28 protein-coding genes and 1 pseudogene are annotated in these 25,552 nt (G+C 60.9%); 15 read left to right on the top strand and 14 right to left on the bottom strand.

Annotated elements, in window-relative coordinates; genetic code table 11:
* Window positions 1–176: 176 nt before the first annotated feature.
* The gene (locus CKW30_RS10505) at window positions 177–617 is read right to left on the bottom strand and encodes a heme-binding protein (protein WP_095180742.1); all 441 of its coding nucleotides are present in this window, start codon (window positions 615–617) and stop codon (window positions 177–179) included.
* A gap of 268 nt (window positions 618–885) precedes the next feature.
* On the opposite strand from CKW30_RS10505, the gene gcl reads away from it, so the two are divergent.
* The 9 genes from gcl (at window position 886) to CKW30_RS10460 (ending at window position 11,976) form a co-directional block, all read left to right on the top strand.
* On the top strand, window positions 886–2,661 hold the full coding sequence (gene gcl / locus CKW30_RS10500; RefSeq protein ID WP_041479607.1) for a glyoxylate carboligase: 1,776 nt from the start codon (window positions 886–888) through the stop codon (window positions 2,659–2,661).
* A gap of 178 nt (window positions 2,662–2,839) precedes the next feature.
* Window positions 2,840–3,622 carry a hydroxypyruvate isomerase gene (gene hyi / locus CKW30_RS10495; protein ID WP_095180741.1) on the top strand — a complete coding sequence of 261 codons (783 nt, stop codon included), beginning with the start codon at window positions 2,840–2,842 and terminating at the stop codon, window positions 3,620–3,622.
* 162 nt (window positions 3,623–3,784) lie between these two features.
* The gene (locus tag CKW30_RS10490; RefSeq protein WP_095180740.1) at window positions 3,785–4,678 is read left to right on the top strand and encodes a 2-hydroxy-3-oxopropionate reductase; all 894 of its coding nucleotides are present in this window, start codon (window positions 3,785–3,787) and stop codon (window positions 4,676–4,678) included.
* A gap of 154 nt (window positions 4,679–4,832) precedes the next feature.
* Complete coding sequence (locus tag CKW30_RS10485; protein ID WP_095180739.1) at window positions 4,833–6,107, top strand: glycerate kinase; 1,275 nt, start codon at window positions 4,833–4,835, stop codon at window positions 6,105–6,107.
* Window positions 6,104–7,519: a pyruvate kinase gene (gene pyk / locus CKW30_RS10480; protein WP_095180738.1), complete on the top strand. Its 1,416-nt coding sequence runs from the start codon at window positions 6,104–6,106 to the stop codon at window positions 7,517–7,519. Before CKW30_RS10485 ends, pyk begins: the two co-directional genes overlap by 4 nt.
* A gap of 226 nt (window positions 7,520–7,745) precedes the next feature.
* Entirely contained in the window at window positions 7,746–8,660 is a 915-nt protein-coding gene (locus tag CKW30_RS10475) for an urea transporter (RefSeq protein ID WP_095180737.1), read from the top strand.
* A 21-nt stretch (window positions 8,661–8,681) separates the two neighbouring features.
* The gene (locus CKW30_RS10470; protein WP_041479613.1) at window positions 8,682–9,506 is read left to right on the top strand and encodes an ion transporter; all 825 of its coding nucleotides are present in this window, start codon (window positions 8,682–8,684) and stop codon (window positions 9,504–9,506) included.
* A gap of 104 nt (window positions 9,507–9,610) precedes the next feature.
* A complete protein-coding gene (locus CKW30_RS10465) occupies window positions 9,611–10,609 on the top strand; it encodes a sulfate ABC transporter substrate-binding protein (protein ID WP_056783861.1) in 999 nt (332 codons plus the stop codon).
* Between the two features lie 167 nt (window positions 10,610–10,776).
* On the top strand, window positions 10,777–11,976 hold the full coding sequence (locus CKW30_RS10460; protein ID WP_095180736.1) for an MFS transporter: 1,200 nt from the start codon (window positions 10,777–10,779) through the stop codon (window positions 11,974–11,976).
* Between the two features lie 112 nt (window positions 11,977–12,088).
* Here CKW30_RS10460 and CKW30_RS10455 read toward each other — a convergent pair whose 3' ends face one another.
* Window positions 12,089–12,493 (bottom strand): type II toxin-antitoxin system HicB family antitoxin, encoded by a 405-nt coding sequence (locus CKW30_RS10455; protein WP_016771035.1) that lies wholly within the window; start codon window positions 12,491–12,493, stop codon window positions 12,089–12,091.
* The gene (locus CKW30_RS10450; protein WP_095180735.1) at window positions 12,493–12,705 is read right to left on the bottom strand and encodes a type II toxin-antitoxin system HicA family toxin; all 213 of its coding nucleotides are present in this window, start codon (window positions 12,703–12,705) and stop codon (window positions 12,493–12,495) included. The genes CKW30_RS10455 and CKW30_RS10450 overlap by 1 nt, the downstream gene beginning before the upstream one ends.
* A 183-nt stretch (window positions 12,706–12,888) precedes the next feature.
* On the opposite strand from CKW30_RS10450, the gene CKW30_RS10445 reads away from it, so the two are divergent.
* The gene (locus tag CKW30_RS10445; RefSeq protein WP_095180734.1) at window positions 12,889–13,356 is read left to right on the top strand and encodes a helix-turn-helix domain-containing protein; all 468 of its coding nucleotides are present in this window, start codon (window positions 12,889–12,891) and stop codon (window positions 13,354–13,356) included.
* Window positions 13,353–13,927 (top strand): annotated as a pseudogene (locus tag CKW30_RS10440) (PIN domain-containing protein). The gene CKW30_RS10445 and the pseudogene CKW30_RS10440 overlap by 4 nt, the downstream one beginning before the upstream one ends.
* Before the next feature lie 45 nt (window positions 13,928–13,972).
* On the opposite strand, the gene CKW30_RS10435 reads toward CKW30_RS10440, so the two are convergent.
* The 10 genes from CKW30_RS10435 to ccmA form a co-directional block, all read right to left on the bottom strand.
* Entirely contained in the window at window positions 13,973–14,377 is a 405-nt protein-coding gene (locus tag CKW30_RS10435; RefSeq protein ID WP_016771039.1) for a hypothetical protein, read from the bottom strand.
* A gap of 25 nt (window positions 14,378–14,402) precedes the next feature.
* Window positions 14,403–15,602, bottom strand: coding sequence for a c-type cytochrome biogenesis protein CcmI (gene ccmI / locus CKW30_RS10430; protein ID WP_095180733.1), 1,200 nt, complete (start codon window positions 15,600–15,602; stop codon window positions 14,403–14,405).
* Window positions 15,599–16,069 (bottom strand): cytochrome c-type biogenesis protein, encoded by a 471-nt coding sequence (locus CKW30_RS10425; RefSeq protein WP_016771041.1) that lies wholly within the window; start codon window positions 16,067–16,069, stop codon window positions 15,599–15,601. The genes ccmI and CKW30_RS10425 overlap by 4 nt, the downstream gene beginning before the upstream one ends.
* Window positions 16,066–16,602, bottom strand: a complete 537-nt coding sequence (locus CKW30_RS10420; protein WP_024012128.1) for a DsbE family thiol:disulfide interchange protein — start codon at window positions 16,600–16,602, stop codon at window positions 16,066–16,068. The genes CKW30_RS10425 and CKW30_RS10420 overlap by 4 nt, the downstream gene beginning before the upstream one ends.
* Window positions 16,599–18,587, bottom strand: coding sequence for a heme lyase CcmF/NrfE family subunit (locus CKW30_RS10415; protein WP_095180732.1), 1,989 nt, complete (start codon window positions 18,585–18,587; stop codon window positions 16,599–16,601). Before CKW30_RS10415 ends, CKW30_RS10420 begins: the two co-directional genes overlap by 4 nt.
* 3 nt (window positions 18,588–18,590) lie before the next feature.
* Window positions 18,591–19,046 (bottom strand): cytochrome c maturation protein CcmE, encoded by a 456-nt coding sequence (ccmE, locus tag CKW30_RS10410; protein ID WP_016771044.1) that lies wholly within the window; start codon window positions 19,044–19,046, stop codon window positions 18,591–18,593.
* Window positions 19,043–19,219 carry a heme exporter protein CcmD gene (gene ccmD, locus CKW30_RS10405; RefSeq protein WP_016771045.1) on the bottom strand — a complete coding sequence of 59 codons (177 nt, stop codon included), beginning with the start codon at window positions 19,217–19,219 and terminating at the stop codon, window positions 19,043–19,045. Before ccmD ends, ccmE begins: the two co-directional genes overlap by 4 nt.
* A complete protein-coding gene (locus CKW30_RS10400) occupies window positions 19,216–19,971 on the bottom strand; it encodes a heme ABC transporter permease (RefSeq protein WP_056786756.1) in 756 nt (251 codons plus the stop codon). The genes ccmD and CKW30_RS10400 overlap by 4 nt, the downstream gene beginning before the upstream one ends.
* A 97-nt stretch (window positions 19,972–20,068) precedes the next feature.
* Window positions 20,069–20,737 (bottom strand): heme exporter protein CcmB, encoded by a 669-nt coding sequence (gene ccmB / locus CKW30_RS10395; RefSeq protein WP_039763615.1) that lies wholly within the window; start codon window positions 20,735–20,737, stop codon window positions 20,069–20,071.
* Entirely contained in the window at window positions 20,734–21,369 is a 636-nt protein-coding gene (gene ccmA / locus CKW30_RS10390; RefSeq protein WP_095180731.1) for a cytochrome c biogenesis heme-transporting ATPase CcmA, read from the bottom strand. The genes ccmB and ccmA overlap by 4 nt, the downstream gene beginning before the upstream one ends.
* A gap of 197 nt (window positions 21,370–21,566) precedes the next feature.
* Between ccmA and CKW30_RS10385 the strand changes: the two genes are divergently transcribed.
* The 4 genes from CKW30_RS10385 to CKW30_RS10370 all read left to right on the top strand — a co-directional run bounded on the left by CKW30_RS10385 (window position 21,567) and on the right by CKW30_RS10370 (window position 25,013).
* Window positions 21,567–23,141: a flagellar hook-length control protein FliK gene (locus CKW30_RS10385; RefSeq protein ID WP_095180730.1), complete on the top strand. Its 1,575-nt coding sequence runs from the start codon at window positions 21,567–21,569 to the stop codon at window positions 23,139–23,141.
* On the top strand, window positions 23,138–23,467 hold the full coding sequence (locus CKW30_RS10380; RefSeq protein WP_041479625.1) for an EscU/YscU/HrcU family type III secretion system export apparatus switch protein: 330 nt from the start codon (window positions 23,138–23,140) through the stop codon (window positions 23,465–23,467). Before CKW30_RS10385 ends, CKW30_RS10380 begins: the two co-directional genes overlap by 4 nt.
* A 152-nt stretch (window positions 23,468–23,619) precedes the next feature.
* Window positions 23,620–24,630, top strand: a complete 1,011-nt coding sequence (locus tag CKW30_RS10375) for a hypothetical protein (RefSeq protein ID WP_095180729.1) — start codon at window positions 23,620–23,622, stop codon at window positions 24,628–24,630.
* Window positions 24,585–25,013: a hypothetical protein gene (locus CKW30_RS10370; protein WP_143497921.1), complete on the top strand. Its 429-nt coding sequence runs from the start codon at window positions 24,585–24,587 to the stop codon at window positions 25,011–25,013. Before CKW30_RS10375 ends, CKW30_RS10370 begins: the two co-directional genes overlap by 46 nt.
* A gap of 142 nt (window positions 25,014–25,155) precedes the next feature.
* Here the strand turns inward: CKW30_RS10370 and CKW30_RS10365 are convergent, their stop codons facing one another.
* Window positions 25,156–25,551 (bottom strand): DUF2802 domain-containing protein, encoded by a 396-nt coding sequence (locus CKW30_RS10365; RefSeq protein ID WP_016771049.1) that lies wholly within the window; start codon window positions 25,549–25,551, stop codon window positions 25,156–25,158.
* Window position 25,552: the final 1 nt, after the last annotated feature.

The following is a 25,552-nucleotide window of genomic DNA, read 5'->3' as shown; positions in this document are numbered from 1 at the left end:
AGCCGTGGAGATGGCAAAGGGAGCGTCAGACTTTTAGCAAGATGTGTAGCGCAGATCGTATTCGCGAGCAGGCTCGCTCCCACAGTGGGCTTCAGGTGTTCAGACATTTTGTGTCCAACCCTGATCCCATGGGGGAGCGAGCCTGCTCGCGAAAGCGGTTATTCAGACACTGACATTCAACCAACCACCCCGCCATCCGCCCTCATATCCAGCGCTTCCACCGCTCTGATCGCCACCTGCTCATCCACATCCGACAAATCCCCACTGATCCCGATCGCGCCCAGCACTTCACCGGCCTGGTTGCGAATCAACACGCCACCCGGGGCCGGCACAACGCTGCCCTGCCCCATGCTGTTCAACGAAGAAAAAAACGCCGGGCGTTGCTGGGCGTCCTGGGCGAGCAGGCGTGAGCCTTTGCCCAGGGCGATGGCGCCCCAGGCTTTGCCGATGGCGATGTCGGGGCGCAGCAGGCTGGCGCCGTCTTCGCGTTGCAGGGCGATCAGGTGGCCGCCGGTATCGAGTACCGCGATGGTCAGCGGTGCGGCGTTGATGCCGCGTCCTGCGTTGATGGCTTCGCTGACCAAGTTGACTGCGACTTTCAAGGTTAAAGCGCTCATGGTGCCGTCCTCATTTTGTTATAGGGAAAGTCGTGGGACTGCGCGTTTGTGCCGCAGTCCGATGACACAAATAGAACACAATGGGTTATTTTTTTGTATACAATAATTCTCGAAAAGCGCCACATGCGACGAAAAGCCACAGCACATCGGGCTTCCGACGAATGAAACAGCCGCTTGAGAAAATGGATTGACCTGCGCCGTCCGCCGTGAATACACTCTGCGCAAAGCCACTTGTATACAATTACAAAACGTAAAGAGGCACAAAACCATGAGCAAAATGAGAGCAATCGAAGCCGCCGTTCTGGTGATGCGCCGTGAAGGGGTTGATACCGCTTTTGGCATCCCGGGCGCTGCCATCAACCCGCTGTACTCCGCCTTGCAGAAAGTCGGTGGCATCGATCACGTCCTTGCTCGCCACGTTGAAGGCGCCTCGCACATGGCCGAGGGCTACACCCGCACCAAGGCCGGCAACATCGGCGTGTGCATCGGCACGTCCGGCCCGGCCGGTACCGACATGGTCACCGGGCTCTACAGCGCCTCGGCTGACTCGATTCCAATCCTCTGCATTACCGGTCAGGCACCCCGCGCCCGGATGCACAAGGAAGATTTTCAGGCTGTCGACATCACCAGCATCGTCAAGCCAGTGACCAAGTGGGCAACCACGGTTCTGGAGCCGGGCCAGGTGCCTTACGCGTTCCAGAAAGCCTTTTATGAAATGCGCTCCGGTCGTCCAGGCCCTGTACTGATCGACCTGCCGTTCGACGTGCAGATGGCCGAGATCGAATTCGACATCGACGCTTACCAACCGCTGCCACTGGCCAAACCGACCGCGACCCGCGTGCAGGTCGAGAAGGCTCTGGCGCTGCTGGATCAGGCCGAGCGTCCATTGCTGGTCGCCGGCGGCGGCATCATCAATGCCGACGCCAGCGACCTGCTGGTCGAGTTCGCCGAGCTGACCGGCATTCCGGTCATCCCGACCCTGATGGGCTGGGGCACCATCCCTGACGATCACCCGCTGATGGTCGGCATGGTCGGTCTGCAGACTTCGCACCGTTACGGCAACGCCACCATGCTGAAATCCGACGTGGTGCTGGGCATTGGTAACCGTTGGGCCAACCGTCACACCGGTTCGGTGGATGTCTACACCGAAGGCCGCAAGTTCATTCACGTCGACATCGAGGGCACGCAGATTGGACGCGTGTTCACCCCGGATCTGGGCATCGTTTCCGACGCCGCTGCCGCGCTGACCGTGTTCATCGAAGTCGCCCGTGAATGGCAAGCCGCCGGCAAGCTGAAGAACCGCAGCGCCTGGCTGCAAGATTGCCAGCAGCGCAAGGCCAGCCTGCATCGCAAGACCCACTTCGACAACGTGCCGGTCAAGCCGCAGCGCGTTTACGAAGAAATGAACCAGGTGTTCGGCAAGGACACCTGCTACGTCAGCACCATTGGTCTGTCGCAGATTGCCGGCGCGCAGTTCCTGCACGTCTACAAGCCGCGTCACTGGATCAACTGTGGCCAGGCCGGCCCGTTGGGCTGGACCATTCCGGCGGCGCTGGGCGTGGTCAAGGCCGATCCGAGCCGCAAAGTCGTGGCCCTGTCGGGGGACTATGATTTCCAGTTCATGATCGAAGAACTGGCGGTCGGCGCTCAGTTCAAACTGCCGTACATCCATGTCGTGGTGAACAACTCGTACCTGGGCCTGATCCGTCAGGCCCAGCGCGGGTTCGAAATGGACTACTGCGTGCAGCTGTCCTTCGATAACCTCAATGCGCCGGAACTCAACGGTTACGGGGTTGACCACATCGCAGTCGCCGAAGGCCTCGGCTGCAAGGCGCTGCGTGTGTTCGAACCGTCGGAAATCGCCCCTGCCCTGCGCAAGGCCGAACAGATGATCGAAGAGTTCAAGGTGCCGGTGATCGTCGAGATCATTCTGGAGCGTGTGACCAACATCTCCATGGGTACCGAGATCAACGCGGTCAACGAGTTCGAGGACCTGGCACTGGTCGGCAACGATGCGCCGACGGCGATTTCGTTGCTCGATTGATTGCTTTTAGCCCCCTCTCCCTCTGGGAGAGGGCTGGGGTGAGGGAAAGGTTTTGCGGTGTTCGCACAATCGGGATCAGACTCAGGATTCCCCCTCACCCTAACCCTCTCCCCAAGGAGAGGGGACTGATCGCGTTCAGTCTGACCTACCGTGCCTCATCAGTTTTTAGGAGACCACCATGCCGCGTTTCGCAGCCAACCTGTCCATGCTGTTCACCGAACAGGATTTCCTTGCCCGTTTCGACGCCGCCGCCAAGGCCGGTTTCAGTGGCGTGGAATACCTGTTCCCGTACGACTTCAGCTCGGCTGAAATCAAGGCAAAACTCGAGGCCAACGGGCTGACCCAAGTGCTGTTCAACCTGCCGGCCGGTGACTGGGCCAAGGGCGAGCGTGGCATCGCCTGCCTGCCGGATCGGGTCGAAGAGTTCCGCGCCGGGGTCGATCTGGCGATCGCCTACGCACAAGTGCTGGGCAACACCCAGGTCAACTGCCTGGCCGGTATCCGCCCGCAAGGCGTTGACGATGCCACTGTGGAAAAGACCTTTGTCGCTAACCTCAAATACGCCGCCGACAAGCTGCAAGCGGCGGGCATCAAACTGGTGATGGAAGCGATCAACACCCGCGACATTCCCGGTTTCTACCTGAACAACACGGCGCAGGCCCTGTCGATTCGCGAGCAGGTCGGCAGCGCCAATCTGTTCCTGCAATACGACATCTATCACATGCAAATCATGGAAGGCGATCTGGCCCGCACCCTGCAATCGCACCTGGGCGAGATCAACCACGTGCAACTCGCGGACAACCCGGGGCGCAACGAGCCGGGCACCGGTGAGATCAACTACCGCTTCCTGTTCGAACACCTTGATCGCATCGGTTATCAGGGTTGGGTCGGTTGCGAGTACAAACCGCTGACCACCACCGAAGCGGGCCTGGGTTGGTTGAAATCACACAACGCAATCTAAGAAACACAGCAAATCCCCTGTGGGAGCGAGCCTGCTCGCGAATGCGGTGGTTCAGTCAACACGGATATTGAATGTTCCACCGCATTCGCGAGCAGGCTCGCTCCCACATGAAAAGCAGCTCCCCTATTTGCTTGAGCACGACAAAAACAAGAGGATTTTCTCATGGCTAAAATCGGATTCATCGGCACCGGCATCATGGGCCACCCAATGGCGGCGAACCTGCAGAAAGCCGGTCACAGCCTGTTCCTGTCGCAACACCACGACGCGGCCCCGGCCGATCTGGTCGCCGCTGGCGCCGTCGCCTTGGCCAATCCGCGTGAAGTGGCGCAGGAAGCCGAATTCATCATCGTCATGGTTCCGGATACCCCGCAGGTCGATGACGTGCTGTTCCGCGCCGACGGCGTCGCGGCCGGTATCGGCAAGGGCAAAGTAGTCATCGACATGAGCTCGATTTCGCCGACCGCCACCAAAGCTTTCGCGGCGAAGATCAACGAAAAAGGCGCGCAGTACCTCGACGCTCCGGTTTCCGGCGGTGAAGTCGGCGCCAAGGCCGCAACCCTGAGCATCATGGTCGGTGGCGACGCCGATGCCTTCGAACGCGCCCTGCCGCTGTTCCAGGCCATGGGCAAGAACATCACCCTGGTTGGTAGCAATGGCGACGGCCAGACCGCCAAAGTGGCGAACCAGATCATCGTCGCGCTGAACATCCAGGCCGTAGCCGAAGCCCTGCTGTTCGCCTCGAAAAACGGTGCCGATCCGGCCAAGGTGCGTGAAGCGCTGATGGGCGGTTTCGCTTCTTCGAAGATCCTCGAAGTGCACGGCGAGCGCATGATCAAAGGCACCTTCGACCCGGGCTTCCGCATCAGCCTGCACCAGAAGGACCTGAACCTGGCCCTGCAAGGCGCCAAGGAGCTGAACATCAACCTGCCGAACACCGCCAATGCCCAGCAGGTATTCAGCACCTGCGCGGCCATCGGCGGCAGCAACTGGGACCACTCGGCGCTGATCAAGGGCCTGGAGCACATGGCCAATTTCTCGATTCGCGACAAAAAATAAACCCTGCACAAAACCCTGTGGGAGCGAGCCTGCTCGCGAAAGCGGCTTCACATCCAACATCCATGTTGGCTGACATGCCGCGTTCGCGAGCAGGCTCGCTCCCACAAGGGTTCCGAGTTGCCCTTTCGAATAACAAGAATTCCGGGAGCCCGCCATGTCGGTCGATCCGCAACAACTGCTGCGCGAGCTGTTTGCCACAGCCATCGACGCGGCCCATCCGAACCAAGTCCTCGAAGCCCATTTGCCTGCCGATCGCACCGGTCGGTTGATCGTCATCGGCGCCGGCAAAGCCGCTGCCGCCATGGCGCAAGTGGTCGAGCGCTGCTGGGAGGGTGAAGTCACCGGCCTGGTGGTGACCCGCTACGGCCACGGCGCCCCGTGCGAAAAAATCGAAGTGGTCGAAGCCGCACACCCGGTGCCGGATGCGGCCGGGCTGGCCGTGGCCAAACGCGTGCTGGAGCTGGTCAGCAACCTCACTGAAGACGACCGCGTGATCTTCCTGCTCTCCGGCGGCGGCTCTGCCCTGCTCGCCCTGCCAGCCGAAGGCATTACCCTCGCTGACAAGCAGGCGATCAACAAAGCCCTGCTCAAATCCGGCGCGACCATCGGCGAGATGAACTGCGTGCGCAAGCACCTCTCGGCGATCAAGGGCGGCCGCCTCGGCAAGGCCTGCTGGCCGGCGACGGTTTACACCTACGCGATTTCCGATGTGCCGGGCGACCTCGCCACCGTCATTGCCTCCGGCCCGACCGTGGCCGACCCGAGCACTTCCGCCGAAGCACTGGCGATCATCAAACGCTACGGCATCGACATTCCCGCCTCCGTGCGTACCTGGCTGCAAAGCCCGGAATCGGAAACCGTCAAACCCGGCGATCCGAGTCTGGCGCGCAGTCATTTCCAGTTGATCGCCCGCCCGCAGCAGTCGCTGGACGCGGCGGCGGTGAAGTGCCGTCAGGCCGGTTTCAGCACCTTGATTCTCGGCGACCTCGAAGGCGAATCCCGCGAAGTGGCGAAAGTCCACGCCGGCATCGCCCGACAGATCATCAATCACGGCCAGCCACTGGCGACGCCGTGCGTGATTCTTTCTGGCGGTGAGACCACGGTAACCGTGCGCGGCAATGGCCGTGGCGGGCGTAACGCCGAATTCCTCCTCAGCCTGACCGACAGCCTCAAGGGCCAGCCCGGCGTCTACGCGCTGGCCGGCGACACCGATGGCATCGACGGCTCGGAAGACAACGCCGGCGCGATCATGACCCCGGACAGCTACGCCCGCGCCGCCGCACTGGGTCTGAGCGCCAGCGACGAGCTGGATAACAACAACGGCTATGGCTACTTCCAGGCGCTCGATGCGCTGATCATCACCGAGCCGACCCGCACTAACGTCAACGACTTCCGCGCCATTCTGATCCTTGAGAACTGCAAATCATGACGCCTGATAAAAAGGTCAAAATCCTCGCCACCCTCGGCCCTGCGGTCGACGGTATCGACGACATCCGCGAGCTGGTCGAAGCCGGGGTCAACATCTTCCGCCTGAACTTCAGCCACGGCGATCACGCCGACCACGCCAAGCGCTATCAATGGATCCGCGAAGTCGAGCGCCAGCTCAACTATCCGCTGGGCATTCTGATGGACCTGCAAGGGCCGAAACTGCGTGTGGGCAAGTTCGCTGACGGCAAGGTGCAGTTGCATCGCGGTCAGGCGTTCCGCTTGGATCTCGATGCGACACCGGGCGATGAGCGCCGGGTCAACCTGCCGCATCCGGAAATCATTGCCGCGCTGGAAGCGGGCATGGACCTGCTGCTCGACGACGGCAAGCTGCGCCTGCGCGTGGTCACCAAGTACGCCGATGCGATCGACACCAGCGTGCTCAACGGCGGCGAACTGTCCGATCGCAAAGGCGTGAATGTGCCGCAAGCGGTGCTCGACCTCAGCCCGCTGACCGCCAAGGATCGCCGCGATTTGAGCTTCGGCCTGGAATTGGGTGTGGACTGGGTCGCGCTGTCGTTCGTACAGCGCCCGCAGGACATTGTCGAAGCCCGCGCATTGATCGGCGACAAGGCGTTTCTGATGGCGAAAATCGAGAAGCCTTCGGCGGTCGAGCAACTACGTGAGATTGCTGAGTTGAGCGACGCGATCATGGTCGCGCGCGGCGATCTTGGTGTGGAAGTGCCGGCGGAAAGCGTGCCGCAGATTCAGAAAAACATCATCACCACCTGCCGCGCGCTGGGCAAACCGGTGGTGGTGGCGACGCAAATGCTCGAGTCGATGCGCTTCTCCCCTGCCCCAACCCGTGCCGAGGTGACTGACGTCGCCAACGCCGTGGCCGAAGGCGCCGATGCGGTGATGCTCTCGGCGGAAACCGCGTCCGGCGAATACCCGCTGGAAGCCGTGCAGATGATGAGCAAGATCATCCGTCAAGTTGAGAACGGCCCGGATTATCAGACCCAGCTTGACGTCAGCCGACCGAAAGCCGAGGCGACGGTTTCCGATGCAATCAGCTGTGCGATCCGCCGGATCAGCAACGTGCTGCCGGTGGCGGTGCTGGTCAATTACAGCGAGTCCGGCGCCTCGACGTTGCGCGCATCGCGGGAACGGCCGAAAGCACCGATCCTCAATCTGACGCCGAACCTGCAAACGGCGCGGCGCTTGAGCGTGGCGTGGGGCATTCATTCGGTAGTCAACGATCGCCTGCGTCAGGTCGACGAAGTCTGCTCGACCGCACTGGAGATTGCTCAGGCGCAAGGCATGGCCGAGCGTGGCGACACGCTGCTGATCACCGCCGGCGTGCCGTTCGGGCAGCCGGGATCGACCAATTCGCTGCGCATCGAGACGTTGATTTAACCCCCCATAAAAGTGGGTGCATAAACTTGTGGCGAGGGGATTTATCCCCGTTGGGCTGCGAAGCGGCCCCCAATCGGAGAATGCGGTTTCTCTGTGGAAACCGTCACACCCTTAAAAGCGACGACTGCTGCGCAGCCGAACGGGGCGGTGCGACGTTTCGCTAAATCCCCTCGCCACAGGGACTTGCAAGACCTTTTGATGTTCCAACTGCCCAGATTTTCTCAACATGCCTGCCAATCACTTCAACACCCACTGCCCCGACTGGGCCGAGGCTTTGCTCAACGGTTTCAGTCAGATTTTCTTTCAGCGCCACCCGCTGTGCGGCCTGCTGTGTCTGTTGGCGATTCTGCTGACCGCGCCGGTGCTGTTCGCCGGGGCGCTGCTCGGTGGCGTTGCCGGTCTGCTCACCGCGCAGCGGCGCAACTACGCCAAGGCCGATCGCCAGGCCGGGTTGTTCAGCTACAACGGCGTGCTGCTCGGCCTGCTGCTGAGCCTGTATTTCCCTTGGTCGCCACTGCTGCCGTCGTTGATTCTTGCAGCCGGTGGCTTGAGCGCGATGCTTACTCAGCAATGGCTCAAACACGTGTACCGCAGTCGCGCCATACCGGCGTATACCTCGCCGTTCGTGGCGCTCAGCTGGGTGCTGCTGATGTTCGCCGAGCCGTCCGCGCCGGCGGCATCGGTCGACCTGAACACGACAAATCTGCTGGCCGCTGAACTGCGCGGATTCGGCCAGGTGATGTTTCTCGACCATCCATTGGCCGGGGCGTTGATCGCCAGCGGTTTGCTGCTCGCCGATCGCCGCGCTTTCTGCTGGGCGCTGCTGGCGTCGGCGATCGGCCTCGGCTCGAGTCTGCTGCACCACGAAACGTCCGCCGCACTGCTCGGGCTCGGTGGCTACAACGCTGTACTCGCCGCCCTCGCCTTCAGCGCTCAGCGACAAAATCCGTGGCTGCCGCTGCTCGCCATTGTCCTGGCGCTGCTGGTGACGCCGCTGTTTGCCGCCCTCGGGCTGGCCACGCTGACCGCGCCGTTCATCCTCGCCTGCTGGTTGATCCGGGCTGGCATTCAAATGCTTGGCAAAGCTTCGCTCGCGCATGAGTCTTGCGCTCATGAGGAGAATCACCCTAGGCTGCGCTGATCTTCGATTCAGGCGTTATCCATGGACAGCAGCAACAATTGGCGCGAACGGCTTTACGTCATGATTTTCCAGAGCGACACCCCGGCCGGGCGTCGCTTCGACGGCATTCTGCTGTTGATCATCCTCGCCAGTCTGGTGATCGTGATGCTCGACAGTATCGACAGCATCCACCGTAATTACGCCGACGTTCTGGCCTATATAGAGTGGGGCTTCACGGCGATCTTCCTCGGCGAATACATCCTGCGTCTGTACTGCTCGCCCAAGCCGCTGCGCTATGCCTTCAGCTTTTATGGCCTGGTGGATCTGCTGGCGATCGTGCCGGGCATCCTCGCCCTGTATTACAGCGATGCGCAGTATCTGCTGATCATCCGCATCATTCGGATGCTGCGGATTTTCCGTGTGCTCAAGCTCAGCCCGTATCTCAAGCAAGCCAACTATCTGATGTCGGCGCTGCGTGGCAGCAAGCAGAAAATCGTCGTGTTTCTGGTCAGCGTGTGCACGCTGGTGACGGTGTTCGGCACGCTGATGTACGTGATCGAAGGCCCGGAACATGGCTTCACCAGCATTCCCAAAGGCATCTATTGGGCCATCGTGACCTTGACCACTGTGGGCTTCGGCGACATCGTGCCGAAGACGCCGCTGGGCCAGGTGATTTCCTCGCTGGTGATGATCACCGGTTACTCGATCATCGCCGTGCCCACGGGGATTTTTACCGCAGAGCTGGCCAACGCCATGCGCGGCGAACAGCTGCAACATGACTGCCCGGGCTGCCAGAAAAAAAGCCACGAGCAGAGCGCAGCGTTCTGTTCGCGCTGCGGCAGTCAGCTGTTCAAGAAAGTGGAATAAGCACAGAGCTTTTTAATCTTTAAGCGACTATGCGCTGCCCGTTATAGTCGCTGGCAAATGGCTTCATTTTTGGCATAACACCCCCACAGAACAAGGAATGCGCAGTGAAAAAACTCTTTGGCGCCTCACTTCTCGCCGCTGGCCTGGCCTTGGCCAACATCGCTCAGGCCGCACCAACGCTGCTCAACGTTTCCTACGACGTGATGCGCGATTTCTACAAGGACTACAACACTGCGTTCCAGAAGCACTGGCAAGCCGAGCACAACGAAAACATCACCGTGCAGATGTCCTTCGGCGGCTCGAGCAAGCAGGCGCGTTCGGTGATCGACGGCCTGCCGGCTGACGTCATTACCATGAACATGGCCACCGACATCAACGCCCTCGCCGACAACGGCAAACTGGTGCCGGACAACTGGGTCACGCGCCTGCCGAACAACAGCGCACCGTTTACCTCGGCGACGGTGTTCATCGTCCGCAAGGGCAACCCGAAAGCTTTGAAAGACTGGCCGGATCTGCTCAAGGACGGCGTACAGGTGATCGTGCCGAACCCGAAAACTTCCGGTAACGGCCGCTACACCTACCTGTCAGCCTGGGGCTATGTGCTGAAAAACGGTGGCGACGAGAACAAGGCCAAGGACTTCGTCGGCAAGCTGTTCAAGCAGGCGCCGGTGCTCGACACCGGTGGCCGCGCCGCCACCACCACGTTCATGACCAACCAGATCGGCGACGTACTGGTGACCTTCGAAAACGAAGCGGAAATGATCGCCCGCGAGTTCGGTCGCGATCAGTTCGAAGTCATCTACCCGACCGTCTCAGCGGAAGCCGAGCCACCGGTTTCGGTGGTCGACAAAGTGGTCGACAAGAAAGGCTCGCGCGCTGCGGCTGATGAGTATCTGAAGTACCTGTGGTCGCCGGAAGGTCAGGAAATTGCGGCGGCCAACTACCTGCGCCCGCGTGACCCGGCGGTGCTGGCGAAGTACACCGACCGTTTCCCGAAAGTCGACTTCCTTTCGGTGGAGAAGACCTTTGGTGACTGGCGCACGGTGCAGAAAACCCACTTCAATGATGGTGGCGTGTTTGATCAGATTTATAGCGGGCAGTAAGGCTTGATCTGAAAAAATCAAAAGGCGACCCACCGGGTCGCCTTTTTGTTGCGCGGCAATACCGCTCATTACACTGCGTAATAACAGTTATCATCCGAAAACGTCTTCTGCCAGTCCACGTTGTCCATTAGCCTCAGCCCTTTCCTGTGCCCGACCCGAGATCCCCTATGACCACCACTCCTCACGCAATGACCCGAGGCATGGTCCTGCTGTTCGCGTTCTGCTGCGGCGCCATCGTTGCCAACATCTACTACGCACAGCCGATCATCGGCCTGATCGCGCCGGACATCGGCCTCTCCGACACCATGGCCAGTTTCATCGTCTCGCTGACGCAGATCGGTTACGCGTTGGGCCTGTTCTTTCTGGTGCCGCTGGGGGATCTGCTGGAGAACCGTCGGCTGATGATCATCACTACGCTGGTGGCGATCGCCAGTCTGCTTGGCGCCGCGTTCAATGAACAGCCGAACGTATTTCTGCTGATCTCGCTGCTGGTCGGCTTCAGCTCGGTGTCGGTGCAGATCCTGATTCCGCTGGCCGCGCATCTGGCGCCGGAAGAGTCCCGTGGCCGCGTGGTGGGCGGGATCATGGGCGGTTTGCTGCTGGGTATTCTGTTGGCGCGACCGGTGTCGAGCGTGGTCGCCGATCACCTCGGCTGGCGCGCCATGTTCATGATCGCCGCAGCATTGATGGCGGCTATCAGCGTGGTGCTGGCGCTGACCGTGCCCAAGCGCCAGCCAGATCACAGCGCTACTTATGGCCAATTGATCGGCTCGCTGTGGACGCTGCTGCGCCAGCAACCGGTGCTGCGTCAGCGGGCGTTTTATCAGGGCTGCATGTTTGCCACGTTCAGCCTGTTCTGGACCGCCGTGCCACTGGAACTTGCACGCAACCATGGCCTGTCGCAAAGCGAAATCGCCATCTTCGCCCTGGTCGGCGCCATCGGTGCCATCGCCGCGCCAATCAGCGGCCGCCTCGCTGATGCCGGTCACACACGCATCGCCTCGCTACTGGCCATGCTCTTCGCCAGCCTGAGCTTCCTGCCCGCCTTCATTCACCCGGCCTATAGCGTCATCGGCCTGGCCGTGACCGGCGTGGTGCTGGACTTCTGCGTGCAGATGAACATGGTCCTCGGCCAACGCGCGGTGTACTCGCTGGACGCGAAAAGTCGTGGCCGTTTGAACGCGCTGTACATGACCAGCATCTTCATCGGCGGCGCGTTCGGCTCGTCGGTGGCCAGCGCGGTGTACGAGCATGGCGGCTGGTTGTGGATCGTCATTGTCGGCAGCGTCTTTCCGTTGCTGGCGTTGTTGCGGTTTTTGAGTGCATCGCAAAACGCTGCGCTGGCGCAGCGAAAAGTCGCGTCCTGACGCGATGTCATAGTGGGAGCGAGCCTGCTCGCGAAGGCGGTGTGTCAGCCATAGATCAGTGCCTGACCTGACGCCTTCGCGAGCAGGCTCGCTCCCACAATTGCGCAGACCGTCAATACCGAACCAGTTTCTCCATCGCCGCATCCGCCAGAAACGAGGAGCGGCTTTTGACGTTATGCTCGCGTACATAGCGATCAATACGCTGAATCACATAGCCGGGCAGCGTAACGTTGACCTTTTCGGTCTTGCCCAGGTACGGCGAGATATCCAGCTCCAGCATGCCCCAGCCCATCTCGGCAAAATCCGGATGATTGCGATGCGCCGCTGCCGAGGTCGGCATCGGAATCGCCTGACCGGCCGCCGCGATCTCCTGCAGCATGAGGTGAGCCACTTCCACCGCCGCGTTGTAGGCCTCCTCAAAGCTGTCCCCGGCCGTGACTGCGCCGGGAATATCGGGGATCTGAATGCCGATGGCAGTGTTCTCGTCACCCCACTCGATGCAGATGGGATATTGCATTACGGATCTCCTTCATGACGGGTTGGCGGGCTGAATAACCCCGCGCGCCGCCGAATGCTTTTGACTGTCCCCAACGGTAAATCCTTTTTCGGATGCGGGACGGCAATCGTGTCCGGGTTGTAACGATGAGTGAAGATGTAATGACTGCCCGCAACCCGATCCAGCGTCCAGCCCGCCTCCTCCAGCTCCTTCATCAATAGCCTGCTCTGCACCAACCGCCTCCTTGGCCTGGCCCATTAAAAATAACTCTAGAGTTATCTTTACTCAAGCACAGAATGGGACGGGGTGACGGTTGGTTGTTTTACAAAGTATTCCTGCACCAGTTTCGTTTATTGCGAATTTCGTTTGATTCGAATAACGTCCGCGGATCTTCCTTACAATGCTGGAACAGTCTTATGACCACTGCTACTCCATCTGCCATCAATCTGCCTGTCGAACGAGAGGTCAAAGCCGCGATTGAAGGCCAGCGCGCCCTGACCGCATTTCTCGCAAGCGGTTTTGAAACTCAGCGAATCCAGATTTTTGATGAACAGAACGAAGCCCACAGCGTCGAGCTGCCAACATCGGCGTTGCGCTTGCTGAGCGATATCCTCGCGGCGCTGGCGCAGGGCAACGCTGTGAAGGTGGTACCGATCCACGCGGAGCTGACCACGCAGGAAGCTGCCGATCTGCTCAACGTCTCACGTCCGCACATGATCAAACTGCTGGAGAGCGGTGAGATTTCCTACCACAAAACAGGCAAGCACCGACGTGTGCGTTTTGCTGATCTGATGGAATATAAAACCCGGCGAGACACCGCCAGCGAGCAGGCAATGATGCTTCTCGCGGAGCAGGCACAGGCGCTAAGGACAGGATACGAGTGAGGCATTCCTCTTTCACTGCTGTATACGATGCATGCGTTTTATATCCGGCCCCTCTAAGAGATTTCCTGATGTGGCTCGCACTGTCAGGGTGTATCGGGCTCGCTGGACTCAGGAAATACACCACGAATGGAAGCGTAACTTATTGAAGAACAGGTCCGACCTGACCCTCGAACAACTCGATCGCACATCGCAATTGATGGGCCTGGCCATTCCAGACGCGTGTATCGATGGCTATGAAGACTTGGTGTCAGGCCTGACACTGCCTGATGAGAACGATCGCCATGTTCTGGCGGCCGCTATCCGATGCGGTGCCGATGTAATAGTGACGTTCAACCTGAAAGATTTCCCCACCCGTCACCTCGCGACATACGGCATTGAAGCTCAGCACCCGGATGAGTTTGTGGAAAATCTTTTCCATCTTGATTCGGCTGCCGTCGTCGCTGCGGCTCAAAGCCAGCGACGGCAATTGAAAACGCCCAATGTGGAGGTGGACAAATATCTTGGCTTTCTCCAACGGCAAGGATTGGTCGAGTCGGTAAAGGCGTTAGGTAACTATCGTGCGATTCTCTGAAAATCAGACGCAAAAAAAACGGCGATCCCAGGATCGCCGTTTCTCTTACTGCCCGAACTTCTTGCCCAACCCCGGCGGGACGCCGTGGATGTTGGTGTCTTCCCACGGGCCGTTGGGGCTGACCGAGCGGCTCCAGCCGTTGTTCCAGCGGTAGTAGGTGCGCTGGCGGTAGAAGGTGTTGGTCTGGTCGTCGAGCACGTAGACGCCGAGTTTCTGGTCCCAGTGGCTGTTGCCGCCCGGTGGCGGGGCGAAGCTGGCCGAGGTGCGGGGCACGGGCTTGGCGGGTTTGGCCGGGATGCTCTTGCCGGGGCTCGGCGAGGTCGACGGGGTCGGGCTTGGCTGCGAGGGCGGGATTGGCGGCAGGCTGGTGGTCGGTTCCGGGCGTTGTACCGCACATGCACTCAAGCCCAGGGCCAGTGTGAGGACTGTGATGCGGGCGATGGTGTGCATGGCGGTGCTTTCCTGTTGGGTCCGGTTACTTGTCCGGGCTGTCGATAGTCAGTTTTTGTGGCGCGGTGGTGCTGCTGGCCACTGGGCCGCTGCGACCGATCCACTCACCGGCAGTCGGTTGACCGGCCCGTGAGATGCGCGCAACCAGTTGGACTTCAGGGAAGTTGGACAGTTTCAACTGCGGCATCATCGCGTCGGCATCGCCCAGTTCGACGGTTACCGGCAGGTCGGCGACGGTCAGGCGTTTGGCCGCCAGCGGCGCCGGTGGGCCAGAAGTGGCGCGGGCGAAGATGAACACGCTGTCGCCCGGTTGCACCTTGCTCCTGAGTTCGCTGGCCAGATCAACGCTGACTGTCAGCAATGCCGCTTTCGGCGCCTGTGCCTGGGCAACTTTGCCGCCGCTGGCTTTCAAGCGTTCGGCGGCACGCTCGATGCCGCCTTGCAGCGCAGCGCGAGAGTTGTCATCCGGCGGCAGTTGCGCGAGCAGGCGATTCCAGTAGTCGATGGCCTCCTGATAACGCTCGCCTTCGAACGCGGCGATGCCGAGCAGGCCGAGGCTGGTAACTTCCTTCGGATCGGCCTTCAGCGCTTCGTCGGTCAATTTCTGAATCTGCTCCGACCACTTTTTACCGTCAGCAAAATACTGCGCCTGCGCCCACTGGCCGAGCAGTTCCGGCTGGCGACCGGCGAGGTTGGCGGCGCGTTCGAACATCTTCGCCGCGTCTGCCGGACGGTCCTGAGCCATGTAGGTACGGCCGAGGAAATACAGACCTTCAGCGGAATCCGGTTGTGCGGCGACCGCACGTTCCAGACGCTGGGTCATCTCTTCCATCGACTGCGGTGCCTGAGCGAATTCACGGGTCAGTTCGACCTTGTCGGCGGCGCCGAAATGCAGGTACAGACCGAGACCCAGCACCGGTACCAACACGGCGGCCAGCAGCGGCAACGGCTTGCCCAGGCGCGAGACACGTGGTGCGGTGACGCCTTCGGTGTCAGCGAGCAATTCACGCGCGGCTTCTGCGCGGCCGCTGTCCAGTTGCGCGGCGTCGAGCACGCCTTCGGCCTGCTGCGCTTGCAGCTCGGCAACCCGTTCCTGGTACAGCGCGACGTTCAACGCGGTGCGATCTTCTTCCCGCTGGGCGCGGCGTTCGCGCAGTACCGGGATCAGCAGAAAACTCAGGGCGACCAGAAGCAACAGCCCTGCGGCGAGCCAGAAATCAATCATTCTTGGTTTTTATCCAACAGTTGGTCGAGGCGCTGACGTTCTTCGGCAGACAGCGATGACGGCGTTTCGGCGCGTTGCCCGCGACGCCTGCGCACGATCAGCGCGATCACCACGAAACCACCGAGCAGCAGCCCGGCCGGGCCGAACCACAGCAGCGCGGTCTTGGCATTGAGCGCCGGTTTGTAGCGGACGAAATCACCGTAGCGATCGACCATGAAGTCGATGATCTGCTGATTGTCCTTGCCCTCGCCGAGCATGCGGAAAATCTCTTTGCGCAGGTCGGCGGCGATCGGCGCGTTGGAGTCGGCAATGTCCTGGTTCTGGCACTTGGGGCAGCGCAGTTCCTTGGTCAGTTCGCGGAAACGCTCACGGTCGCCCTCTTTGGCAAATTCGTAGGTGTCGATGGCCGCATGGGCGACACCGGCCAGGCTCAAACCCAACACGACCGCAGCGAGAAAACGCTTCATGGCTTGGCCTCATCGACCAGCGCCTGATACTTGGCCGCGAGTTTTTCGCGCCAGACCTGCTCGTCGATCACCCCGACGAACTTGTCGCGGATGATGCCTTTGGCGTCGATAAAGAAGGTTTCCGGCGCGCCGTAGACACCGAGGTTGAGGCCCAGCGAACCCTCGTCGTCACGAATATCCAGCGCATACGGATTGTGAAACTCGGCCAGCCATTTCAAGGCGTCGGCATTGGTGTCCTTGTAGTTGATGCCGTAGATCACCACGCCGCGCTCGGCAAGTTTGTTCAGCACCGGATGCTCGACCCGGCAGGAAATGCACCAAGTGCCCCAGACATTGACCAGCGCCGGTTTGCCGAGAATGTCGGCCTTGGTCAGCGTCTTGTCACCCTGCACACTTGGCAGGGAAAACTCCGGGAACGGCTTGTCGATCATCGCCGACGGCAGCTCCGCCGGATCCAGGTACAAGCCGCGATAGAGAAACACCGCCACCAGCAGAAAAATCGCCAACGGCAACAACATCAACCAACGCCTCATGCCGCCGCTCCCGTCATGCCCAGCGCTTCGCGCACTTTGCTTTTCACCTTGACCCGATAACGCCGATCCAGCGCCGCCAGCACACCACCCAATCCGGTGAGCAAGCCGCCGAACCAGATCCAGCGCACGAACGGTTTGACGTGAACGCGCACGGCCCAGGCGCCGTTATCCAGCGGCTCGCCGAGGGCGACGTAGAGATCGCGAGTGAAACCGGCATCGATCCCGGCTTCGGTCATCACCGAGTTCTGCACGGTGTACAGACGTTTTTCCGGGTGCAGTACGCTGATTTCCTCGCCGTCGCGAATGACGCGGATGGTGCCTTTGTCCGAGGTGAAATTCGGCCCTTCGAAATGCTTGGCGCCCTCGAAGACGAATTGATAGCCGGCCAGATCCATCGACTCGCCCGGCGCCAGACGCAGGTCGCGTTCGGCACTGTTCTGGCTCGACAACACCACGCCCAGCGCGCACACGGCGATGCCGAGGTGGGCGATCTGCATGCCCCAATAGCTGCGGGTCAGCGTCGGCAAACCTTTGATCAGGCCTTTGTGCCGAGTCTTGTCGAACAGATCGCGCACACCGGCAAGCAACACCCACGCCGCCAGCAGGAACGTCGCGATCACTGCCCAGTTGAAATCGCCATAAGCCACGCCGGCCACCACGGCCAATGCGACGCTGCCGAGCAGCACCGGAGTGAGCATGCTCGCCAGCCATTTCACTGGCGTGTCCTTCCAGCGCACGATCACGCCGATCGCCATGACCAGCATCAGCAACGCCATCAACGGAATGAACAACGCATTGAAGTATGGTGGGCCGACCGACAGCTTGGCGCCGCTGATGGCATCAAGAATCAGCGGATACAAGGTCCCAAGCAGGATCATCGATGCAGCGACGACCAGCACCAGGTTGTTGCCCAGCAGCAAGGTTTCCCGTGACCAAAGATTGAACCCGACCTGACTTTTCACCACTGGCGCGCGCAGGGCGAAAAGGGTCAGCGAACCGCCCACCACGAACAGCAGGAAAATCAGGATGAACACACCGCGCTCGGGATCCGAAGCGAAGGCATGCACCGAAGTCAGCACGCCCGAGCGGACGAGGAAGGTGCCGAGCAGGCTCAACGAAAAAGCGGCAATCGCCAGCAACACCGTCCAGCTCTTGAACACGCCGCGTTTCTCGGTGACCGCCAACGAGTGAATCAACGCGGTGCCGACCAGCCATGGCATGAACGAGGCATTTTCCACCGGGTCCCAGAACCACCAGCCGCCCCAGCCGAGTTCGTAATACGCCCACCACGAACCGAGGGTGATGCCGATCCCGAGGAAGGCCCAGGCGACGATGGTCCATGGCCGCGACCAGCGCGCCCATGCCGCATCGAGACGCCCGCCGAGCAGCGCGGCGATGGCAAATGCGAAGGCCACCGAGAAACCGACGTAACCCATGTACAGCATCGGCGGATGCACGATCAGGCCAATGTCCTGCAGCAAAGGATTGAGGTCGCGACCGTCGGCGGGAATCTGCGGCAGGATCCGCGAAAACGGGTTCGAGGTAAGAATCAGGAACAGCAGGAAACCGGTGCTGATCATGCCCATCACCGCCAGTACCCGGGCGAGCATGACTTGTGGCAACTGCCGGGAGAACACCGACACGGCGAAGGTCCAGCCGCCGAGGATCAACGCCCACAGCAGCAGCGAACCTTCGTGGGCACCCCACACTGCGCTGAATTTGTAGTACCACGGCAGCGCGCTGTTGGAGTTCATCGCCACGTAGCCGACCGAGAAATCGTCGGTCATGAACGCATAGGTCAGGCAGCCAAAGGCAAACAGCAGAAAGGCAAACTGGCCCCACGCCGCCGGTTGCGCCAGGCTCATCCACAAGCGGTCACCGCGCCACGCGCCGAGCATCGGCACCAGCGCTTGGACCAGTGCAAAACACAGGGCGAGGATCATCGCCAAATGGCCCAGCTCGGGAATAAACAGTGCAGCAGCCATCGATCAACCCTCCTTCACAGGCGTCGGTGCGGATTGACCGCTGTCCTTCAGCGCTTTGGTCACTTCCGGCGGCATGTACTTCTCGTCGTGCTTGGCCAGCACTTCATCGGCGACCACTACGCCATCAGCGTTGAGCTTACCGAGGGCAACGATGCCCTGCCCTTCGCGGAACAGATCCGGGAGGATGCCGCGATAGGCGATGGTCACGGATTTGTTGAAATCGGTGACGACGAATTTGACGTCCAGCGAATCCTTGGAGCGTTGCAGCGAACCGGCCTCGACCATGCCGCCGGCGCGGATGCGCGTGTCCTGCGGCGCTTCGCCGTTGGCGATTTGCGTCGGCGTGTAAAACAGATTGATGTTTTCCTGCAACGCGCTCAGGGCCAGGCCGACAGCAGCGCCCACTCCGACCAGAATCGCCAGAATGATGATCAGACGTTTTTTGCGCAGCGCATTCACTTGCCGTTCTCCCGGCGCAGACGACGCGCCTCTTGTTGCAGATAACGCTTGCGCGCCGCAATCGGCGCCACTACGTTGAGGGCCAGCACCGCCAGGCAGATGCCGTAGGCCGACCAGACATACAGGCCGTGATGGCCCATGGCGAGAAAATCGCCGAATGAAGCAAAACTCATCGCACCGCCTCCAGACTCTGCTGCACTTCGGCCTTCACCCAACTGGCGCGGGCCTCGCGCTTGAGCACTTCCAGCCGCATGCGCAGCAACAGCACGGCACCGAAGAAGCAGTAGAAACCCAGCACCGTCAGCAGCAGCGGCAGCCACATTTCCGCGGGCATCGCCGGTTTTTCCGTGAGGGTGAACGTCGCGCCCTGGTGCAGGGTGTTCCACCACTCCACCGAGTATTTGATGATCGGAATGTTGATCACGCCAACGATCGCCAGCACCGCGCAGGCCTTGGCGGCGCTGTCGCGGTTGCTGATGGCGTTGCCCAGCGCGATCACGCCGAAATACAGAAACAGCAGAATCAGCATCGAGGTCAGGCGCGCATCCCACACCCACCACGAGCCCCAGGTCGGCTTGCCCCAGATGGCCCCGGTAACCAGCGCCACGGCAGTCATCCACGCACCTATCGGTGCGGCGCATTGCAGGGCAACGTCGGCCAGCTTCATTTTCCACACCAGCCCGACCACGCCGCACACCGCGAGCATCACGTAGATCGACTGGGCGAGCATCGCCGCTGGCACGTGGATATAGATGATGCGGAAGCTGTTGCCTTGCTGGTAATCCGGCGGCGCGAACGCCAGGCCCCAGACCACGCCAACGCCGATCAGCAGCAACGCTGCAATGCTCAACCACGGCAGGAACTTGCCGCTGATGCCGTAGAACCACTTGGGCGAGCCGAGCTTGTGAAACCAGGTCCAGTTCATACTGTTTCCATCACGGTTGCCGCTCATCATCGCGAGCTGGCAGAGGGTCATGCCTTTCTTCTTGAAGAAGTGGTCAATTTTTGACCAGGCCTCATTATTATTCGCCGACGCTGATCTTCAGGCCAGCGGCTATTGCAAAGGGTGTCAGGGTGATCGCCAGCGCTGTGAGGCTGGCCATCCACAACAGGTAGCCGGTCGCCGGCATGCCTTGCAGCGCCGCTTGCAACGCGCCGCTGCCAAGGATCAACACCGGGATGTACAACGGCAGAATCAGCAGCGCCAGCAACAGCCCGCCGCGCTTCAGGCCGACCGTCAGCGCCGCACCGACTGCGCCGAGCAGGCTCAACACCGGCGTTCCCAGCAGCAACGACAGCAGCAGCACCGGCAGGCACGCAGCCGGCAAACCGAGCATCAGCGCCAGCAACGGCGACAGCAGCACCAGTGCCAGACCGGAAAACAGCCAGTGTGCCAGCACCTTGGCCAGGACCAGAAGCGGCAGCGGGTGCGACGAAAGGACCCACTGTTCCAGCGAGCCATCTTCGAAATCACTGCGAAACAATCCGTCCAGCGACAGCAGGACCGACAGCAACGCCGCCACCCAGACTAACCCCGGGGACAGGTTTTGCAAGACTTGAGTTTCCGGGCCGACGGCCAGCGGGAAAAGGGCAATGACGATGGCAAAGAAAATCAGCGGATTGGCCAGCTCCGCCGGGCGGCGGAACAGCAGTCGCGATTCGCGGGCAAGCAGCAGGCCGAAGACACTCATACCGCCCATTTCCCCAGATCGATGTCGCGATAACCGGCCGGCATTCGGGTCAGGGTGTGGTGGGTGGTCAGCACCACCAGGCCGCCGCGTTCACAGTGGCCGGCCAGATGCTCTTCCAACTGAGCGACGCCCTGCTTGTCCAGCGCGGTGAACGGTTCGTCGAGAATCCACAACGGCGGGCTGTCCAGATACAACCGCGCCAGCGCCACGCGGCGCTGTTGGCCGGCGGAAAGGCTGTGGCAGGGAACGTCTTCGAAACCGCGCAATCCTACCGCTGCCAGCGCCTGCCAGATCGCTTCGCGTTCGGCGGGATGATGCAGGGCGCACAGCCACGACAGGTTTTCTTCGGGAGTGAGCAGATCCTTGATCCCGGCAGCGTGGCCGATCCACAACAGGTTTCGCGCCAGTTCGCTGCGTTGCTCGGCCAGCGGCTGACCGTTGAGCAGCACCTGGCCGTCGGTGGGTTGCATCAAACCGGCGAGCAGACGTAAAAGACTGGTCTTGCCGCTGCCGTTGGGGCCGCTGATCTGCACCATGTCGCCACTGGCCAGGCGCAATTCGAGGTTTTCGAAAAGCAGCCTGAGGTCGCGTTCACACGCCAGGGCAACGGTTTGCAGGACAGGACTGGTCAAGGGATCACGGGCCTTATACGGTTCAAGTCGGCTCTAGAGCGGCCGTTAAAGAGATGCAGCATAGATGCTTTGATCGCTCGATCTGGCGAGCTGGATCAAACAATTGCCAGGTTTTTTGAACGAAGCGCACGACGCGCGGCATTATACATGCCGTGCCTTACTCTCAAGAGCGCAATTTCCTCAGGTTGTGTCCGCGTATGACAGGCGAAATGAACATCCTCCCGCTGCCGCCCACCGTGCCGGCGAGCGCTCGCCCGCAGATGGGTGAACTGCTCAAGCTGCTGACACCGGTCGAAGGCTTGATCGGCGCGGGACAAAGCGCCAAGGCCGAGGTGTTGTCGCTCAAGCAGGCTGATCAGACCTTTGAATTGCTGCTCAAAGTGACCCTCGACAGCGGTCGCCAGACCACCGTGCAGGCCAGCAGCAACCTGCCGTTGCCACAGGGCACCAACCTGGCGATCACTCAGCCCTCGGCCGGCAATCTGGCGATCACCGTACAACAAGCGATTGCCAGCAGCGTCGCCACCCTGACCCGCATCGATACCGCGCAATTGCCCGCCGGCACCCTGCTGCAAGGCAAAGTCGTGACCTCGCAGGCCCTGCCGCAGACGCCGGGGCAAGCGGCGGTATTTCGCTCGATGGTCACCCTGCTCAACACCGCATTGAGCGGCAGCACTTTGACCGTCGACAGCCCGCAACCGCTGCGCATCGGCACCTTGTTGTCGGCGCAGGTGCAGGATGCGCAAACCCTCAAATTCGTGCCGCTGAGCAGCCGCCAGGAACAACTGGCGGTGAGTCAGCAATTGCTCGGTCAGCAAAGTCGTCAGGGCTCGCTCGATGGTCTGCTGAAGATGTTGCAGAACCTGCCGCCATCCAGCGATCAGACTTCGGCCGATCTGCGCACGGTGGTCGACAAGCTGCTTGCCAGCCTGCCGGACGTGCAACAAATGAGCACCGCCAAAGGCGTGGCGCTGGCCTTGGCCAACAGCGGCGCGTTCCTCGAAGCGAAATTGCTCGGCGGACAAAACCCGACTCTCACCCCGGACATGAAAGCCGACCTGCTCAAGCTGATCGCGCAACTGACCCCGGGCCTGCCGAGCAACACCAATTTCAATGCGATCATCGCCGCCAATACCCTGGCGCAAGCGCTGCCGAGTTTCGTCCGGAACGCCCTCGGCACCCTCGGCCAGGTCAGCGCCAAACCGGTGCCGAGCAGCTTCCCGTTGCCCGAACGACTGCTGGCGAAACTCGAAGGCGAAGGTGATCTCGAACAACTGCTGCGCCTCGCCGCCGCAGCGGTGTCGCGTCTGCAAAGCCATCAGTTGTCGAGCCTGGAACAGACCGGCGTCACCGACGATGGCCGCCTGCTCAGCACCTGGCAGCTGGAAATCCCCATGCGCAACCTGCAAGACATCGTGCCGTTGCAGGTCAAGTTTCAGCGTGAAGAAGCGCCGGAGCGCGAGCCGCAGCCCCACGAGCGCCGCGATGAGCGCGAAGCCAAACAGCAACTGTGGCGCGTCGATCTGGCCTTCGATCTGGAACCGCTCGGGCCAATGCAGATTCAGGCGCAACTGATCGCCGGCAGCCTGTCCAGTCAGCTGTGGGCCGAGCGGCCGTACACCGCCGACCTGATCGAGAACAACCTGTTCGCCCTGCGCCAGCGCTTGCTCGATTCCGGGCTCAACGTCGGCGACCTCGACTGCCACCACGGCACCCCGCCGCAAGGCAACCAAACCCGCCTCGAACACCGCTGGGTCGACGAAACCGCATGAACGATTCCACCGCCCCACGCCAGGCCATCGCCCTCAAATACGACGGCAACCACGCCCCGACCCTCACCGCCAAGGGCGACGAAGAACTGGCCGAAGAAATCCTGCGTATCGCTCGCGATTACGAAGTGCCGATCTACGAGAACGCCGAACTGGTGCGCCTGCTGGCGCGGATGGAACTGGGCGACAGCATTCCCGAAGAGCTCTATCGCACCATCGCCGAGATCATCGCGTTTGCCTGGAATCTGAAGGGCAAATTCCCCGAAGGACAAGACCCGAACGCGCCGATGGTCGAGAAGGACATCACCGCGCGCGGGGATGACTACTGAGCCGCAGTCGCAGTCTCTTCTGCGCCCTGCCATATACCGTTTGTCGCTACTGTCAGGTCTGACAGTAGCGCATGCCCGATCCCGCAGCGCTTGATTACGGACCAGACCTGACCAGGTTGCCCGCAGGTCCACAATCTTGAGGGATTGATTCCATGCCAAACGAGAAAGATGAATTGCCCCTGAAGATAAACGCTGAAGGCGGACTGCTGGTCATGGGCGCACGCGGTAATCGGGGTGGTCTTGGCAACTTCTACACGCGCAGCTGGCGACTTGTAGCGCTGGACGCCTCAACGCTCAAACCGTTGAACGTCACGTGGCAGTATGTTGGAGACAAGCAGCCAGCCACTGGTAGCGAATTTTTCGATGTCCGGCCTTATGAGGAACTGGTCGTCTGGTCGGGCAAGAAACGGATAACCCTGAACCCGTCAAACATTATCGGTACATCATTCGCCCTGTGCGCTGTTTTGGACAGCCGGGCAGTCCATGCATGGGGTCACGTCGATGGCGGCGGCACTTTGCCGGAACCGGTAAGAGAAGCGCACGACGTCGTAGAGTTGTCGGCGGGGATGAGAGCCTTTGCGATTCGGCGCGCGCAAGGCAATGTCCTCGCTTGGGGACTTCAGCCCAGCGGGACCGTCCCCGAAGATATCGCACAGCTGAATACGGTTGTCGCGGTGTCGGGAAGCACTTATGTTTTCGTAGCCCTTCTTGAATCGCGCAAGCTTGTCGCATGGGGCATGCCCGAGATGGGAGGCGCACTTCCGCCCGAAATCGCCGATTTGACCGATATCATGCAAGCGTCGGGTGGCCAGTATGGTTTCGCCGCGCTGCGCAGCACTGGCAACGTCGTCTGTTGGGGCTATCATGACCATTCAGCGCAGTTGCCGGACGGTATCGCGTTGCTCACCGACATAACCAGACTGGCTTGCTCGACTCATGCTTTCGCAGTGCTGAGCGACAATGGCCAAGTGCGCGCATGGGGGCATGAATCGCTTGGAGGCCAAGTGCCGTCGGACATCGCAGCGCTTAGAGATATCGTCGACCTGGCCAGTACAGCTCAGCCTTTGCAGCACGCAGAAGCAATGGCGCACTGGTCGTATGGGGACATATGCCGGCCATGCCAGAAGAGATTGCCAGTCGCAACGACATCGTCCACGTCATAGGCTCCGGATCCGGATTTGTCGTGCTGTGCGGGGATGGCTCAGTGCACGCTTGGGCTACCCTCCCCAGCGATATCGTTAACATTCCGCCAGACATTCGCCAGTTGAGAGACATTGTCGCCATTAATGCCAACCAAGACGCGGTCGTAGCATTGCGCAGCAACGGCGTGGCAGTTGCGTGGGGAAGAGAGAACGGCGGCGGCGATACCAGCGCAGTTGCCCATTTGCTCACTGACGTTCGTGCTGTGTACGGAGGAGGCGATACCTTCGTGGCACTCAGGGCAGATCGTCGGGTAGTGGCTTGGGGCAACGCCGACTTCGGCGGTAACGGTGAGCAGAAAGCCCTGTATCAACTGATCAGTTACACAAAAACTCCGGCGAGCTGATCCGGACAACTGCGGATCGCTATGCCTGCGATGCAATCGAGAAAAAAGATCGCAGCCTTCGACACCGCTTACACGAGATTTATGCAGGCGCTGCCTCCGATGCGATCTTTTGATCTTGCTTGCCGCTTGAAGCTTGAAGCCCCTAGCTGCCCTTGTGCAACTTGCGCATCAACTCCGCCTCAGCCTGGGTCAAGCCGCACGACTGAGTCAGTTCATCGACGCTGGCGCCCATGCCCACCAGTTTCGCCGCTTGGGCGAATGACAGGCTCGACGGGTCGCGTTGTTCCAGTGCAACGATCTTGTCCGGCAACGGGCTTACCACCGCGCGCAACTCGTGCAGGGCCTCGCCCATGCGCACGTTGCCGTTCTGGTAATCGTCGACGCGTTTGGCCAGTTCCTTGATGCGCTGATCACGCAGCGCATCACCCTGGGCCTGCTGTGCAGCGATCACTCGCTGCGCCTTGATGTACGAGACGAACATCGCCAGCGTGCCGGCCCAGAACAGGAACAGAACAATTACCGCAACCTCGAGAATCAAA

This window comes from Pseudomonas sp. Irchel 3F6, from assembly GCF_900187595.1.
GTDB lineage: Bacteria > Pseudomonadota > Gammaproteobacteria > Pseudomonadales > Pseudomonadaceae > Aquipseudomonas > Aquipseudomonas siliginis.
Note: the sequence above shows the minus strand (reverse complement) of the source record. Positions and strands in the feature narration are given on the sequence as shown.

Excerpts from the sequence above, each read along its gene's own strand:
- CKW30_RS10400 (WP_056786756.1), bottom strand. The coding sequence starts at position 19,971 with ATGAACTGGACCTGGTTTCACAAGCTCGGCTCGCCCAAGTGGTTCTAC.
- CKW30_RS10445 (WP_095180734.1), top strand. The coding sequence starts at position 12,889 with ATGACCACTGCTACTCCATCTGCCATCAATCTGCCTGTCGAACGAGAG.
- CKW30_RS10505 (WP_095180742.1), bottom strand. The coding sequence starts at position 617 with ATGAGCGCTTTAACCTTGAAAGTCGCAGTCAACTTGGTCAGCGAAGCC.
- CKW30_RS10475 (WP_095180737.1), top strand. The coding sequence starts at position 7,746 with ATGCCTGCCAATCACTTCAACACCCACTGCCCCGACTGGGCCGAGGCT.
- CKW30_RS10470 (WP_041479613.1), top strand. The coding sequence starts at position 8,682 with ATGGACAGCAGCAACAATTGGCGCGAACGGCTTTACGTCATGATTTTC.
- ccmI (WP_095180733.1), bottom strand. The coding sequence starts at position 15,602 with ATGATTGATTTCTGGCTCGCCGCAGGGCTGTTGCTTCTGGTCGCCCTG.
- CKW30_RS10435 (WP_016771039.1), bottom strand. The coding sequence starts at position 14,377 with ATGCACACCATCGCCCGCATCACAGTCCTCACACTGGCCCTGGGCTTG.
- CKW30_RS10420 (WP_024012128.1), bottom strand. The coding sequence starts at position 16,602 with ATGAGGCGTTGGTTGATGTTGTTGCCGTTGGCGATTTTTCTGCTGGTG.
- CKW30_RS10385 (WP_095180730.1), top strand. The coding sequence starts at position 21,567 with ATGACAGGCGAAATGAACATCCTCCCGCTGCCGCCCACCGTGCCGGCG.
- CKW30_RS10485 (WP_095180739.1), top strand. The coding sequence starts at position 4,833 with ATGTCGGTCGATCCGCAACAACTGCTGCGCGAGCTGTTTGCCACAGCC.
- gcl (WP_041479607.1), top strand. The coding sequence starts at position 886 with ATGAGCAAAATGAGAGCAATCGAAGCCGCCGTTCTGGTGATGCGCCGT.
- CKW30_RS10415 (WP_095180732.1), bottom strand. The coding sequence starts at position 18,587 with ATGGCTGCTGCACTGTTTATTCCCGAGCTGGGCCATTTGGCGATGATC.
- hyi (WP_095180741.1), top strand. The coding sequence starts at position 2,840 with ATGCCGCGTTTCGCAGCCAACCTGTCCATGCTGTTCACCGAACAGGAT.
- ccmD (WP_016771045.1), bottom strand. The coding sequence starts at position 19,219 with ATGAGTTTTGCTTCATTCGGCGATTTTCTCGCCATGGGCCATCACGGC.
- CKW30_RS10460 (WP_095180736.1), top strand. The coding sequence starts at position 10,777 with ATGACCACCACTCCTCACGCAATGACCCGAGGCATGGTCCTGCTGTTC.
- CKW30_RS10455 (WP_016771035.1), bottom strand. The coding sequence starts at position 12,493 with ATGCAATATCCCATCTGCATCGAGTGGGGTGACGAGAACACTGCCATC.
- CKW30_RS10370 (WP_143497921.1), top strand. The coding sequence starts at position 24,585 with ATGCCAGAAGAGATTGCCAGTCGCAACGACATCGTCCACGTCATAGGC.
- CKW30_RS10490 (WP_095180740.1), top strand. The coding sequence starts at position 3,785 with ATGGCTAAAATCGGATTCATCGGCACCGGCATCATGGGCCACCCAATG.
- pyk (WP_095180738.1), top strand. The coding sequence starts at position 6,104 with ATGACGCCTGATAAAAAGGTCAAAATCCTCGCCACCCTCGGCCCTGCG.
- CKW30_RS10425 (WP_016771041.1), bottom strand. The coding sequence starts at position 16,069 with ATGAAGCGTTTTCTCGCTGCGGTCGTGTTGGGTTTGAGCCTGGCCGGT.
- CKW30_RS10375 (WP_095180729.1), top strand. The coding sequence starts at position 23,620 with ATGCCAAACGAGAAAGATGAATTGCCCCTGAAGATAAACGCTGAAGGC.
- CKW30_RS10380 (WP_041479625.1), top strand. The coding sequence starts at position 23,138 with ATGAACGATTCCACCGCCCCACGCCAGGCCATCGCCCTCAAATACGAC.
- ccmB (WP_039763615.1), bottom strand. The coding sequence starts at position 20,737 with ATGAGTGTCTTCGGCCTGCTGCTTGCCCGCGAATCGCGACTGCTGTTC.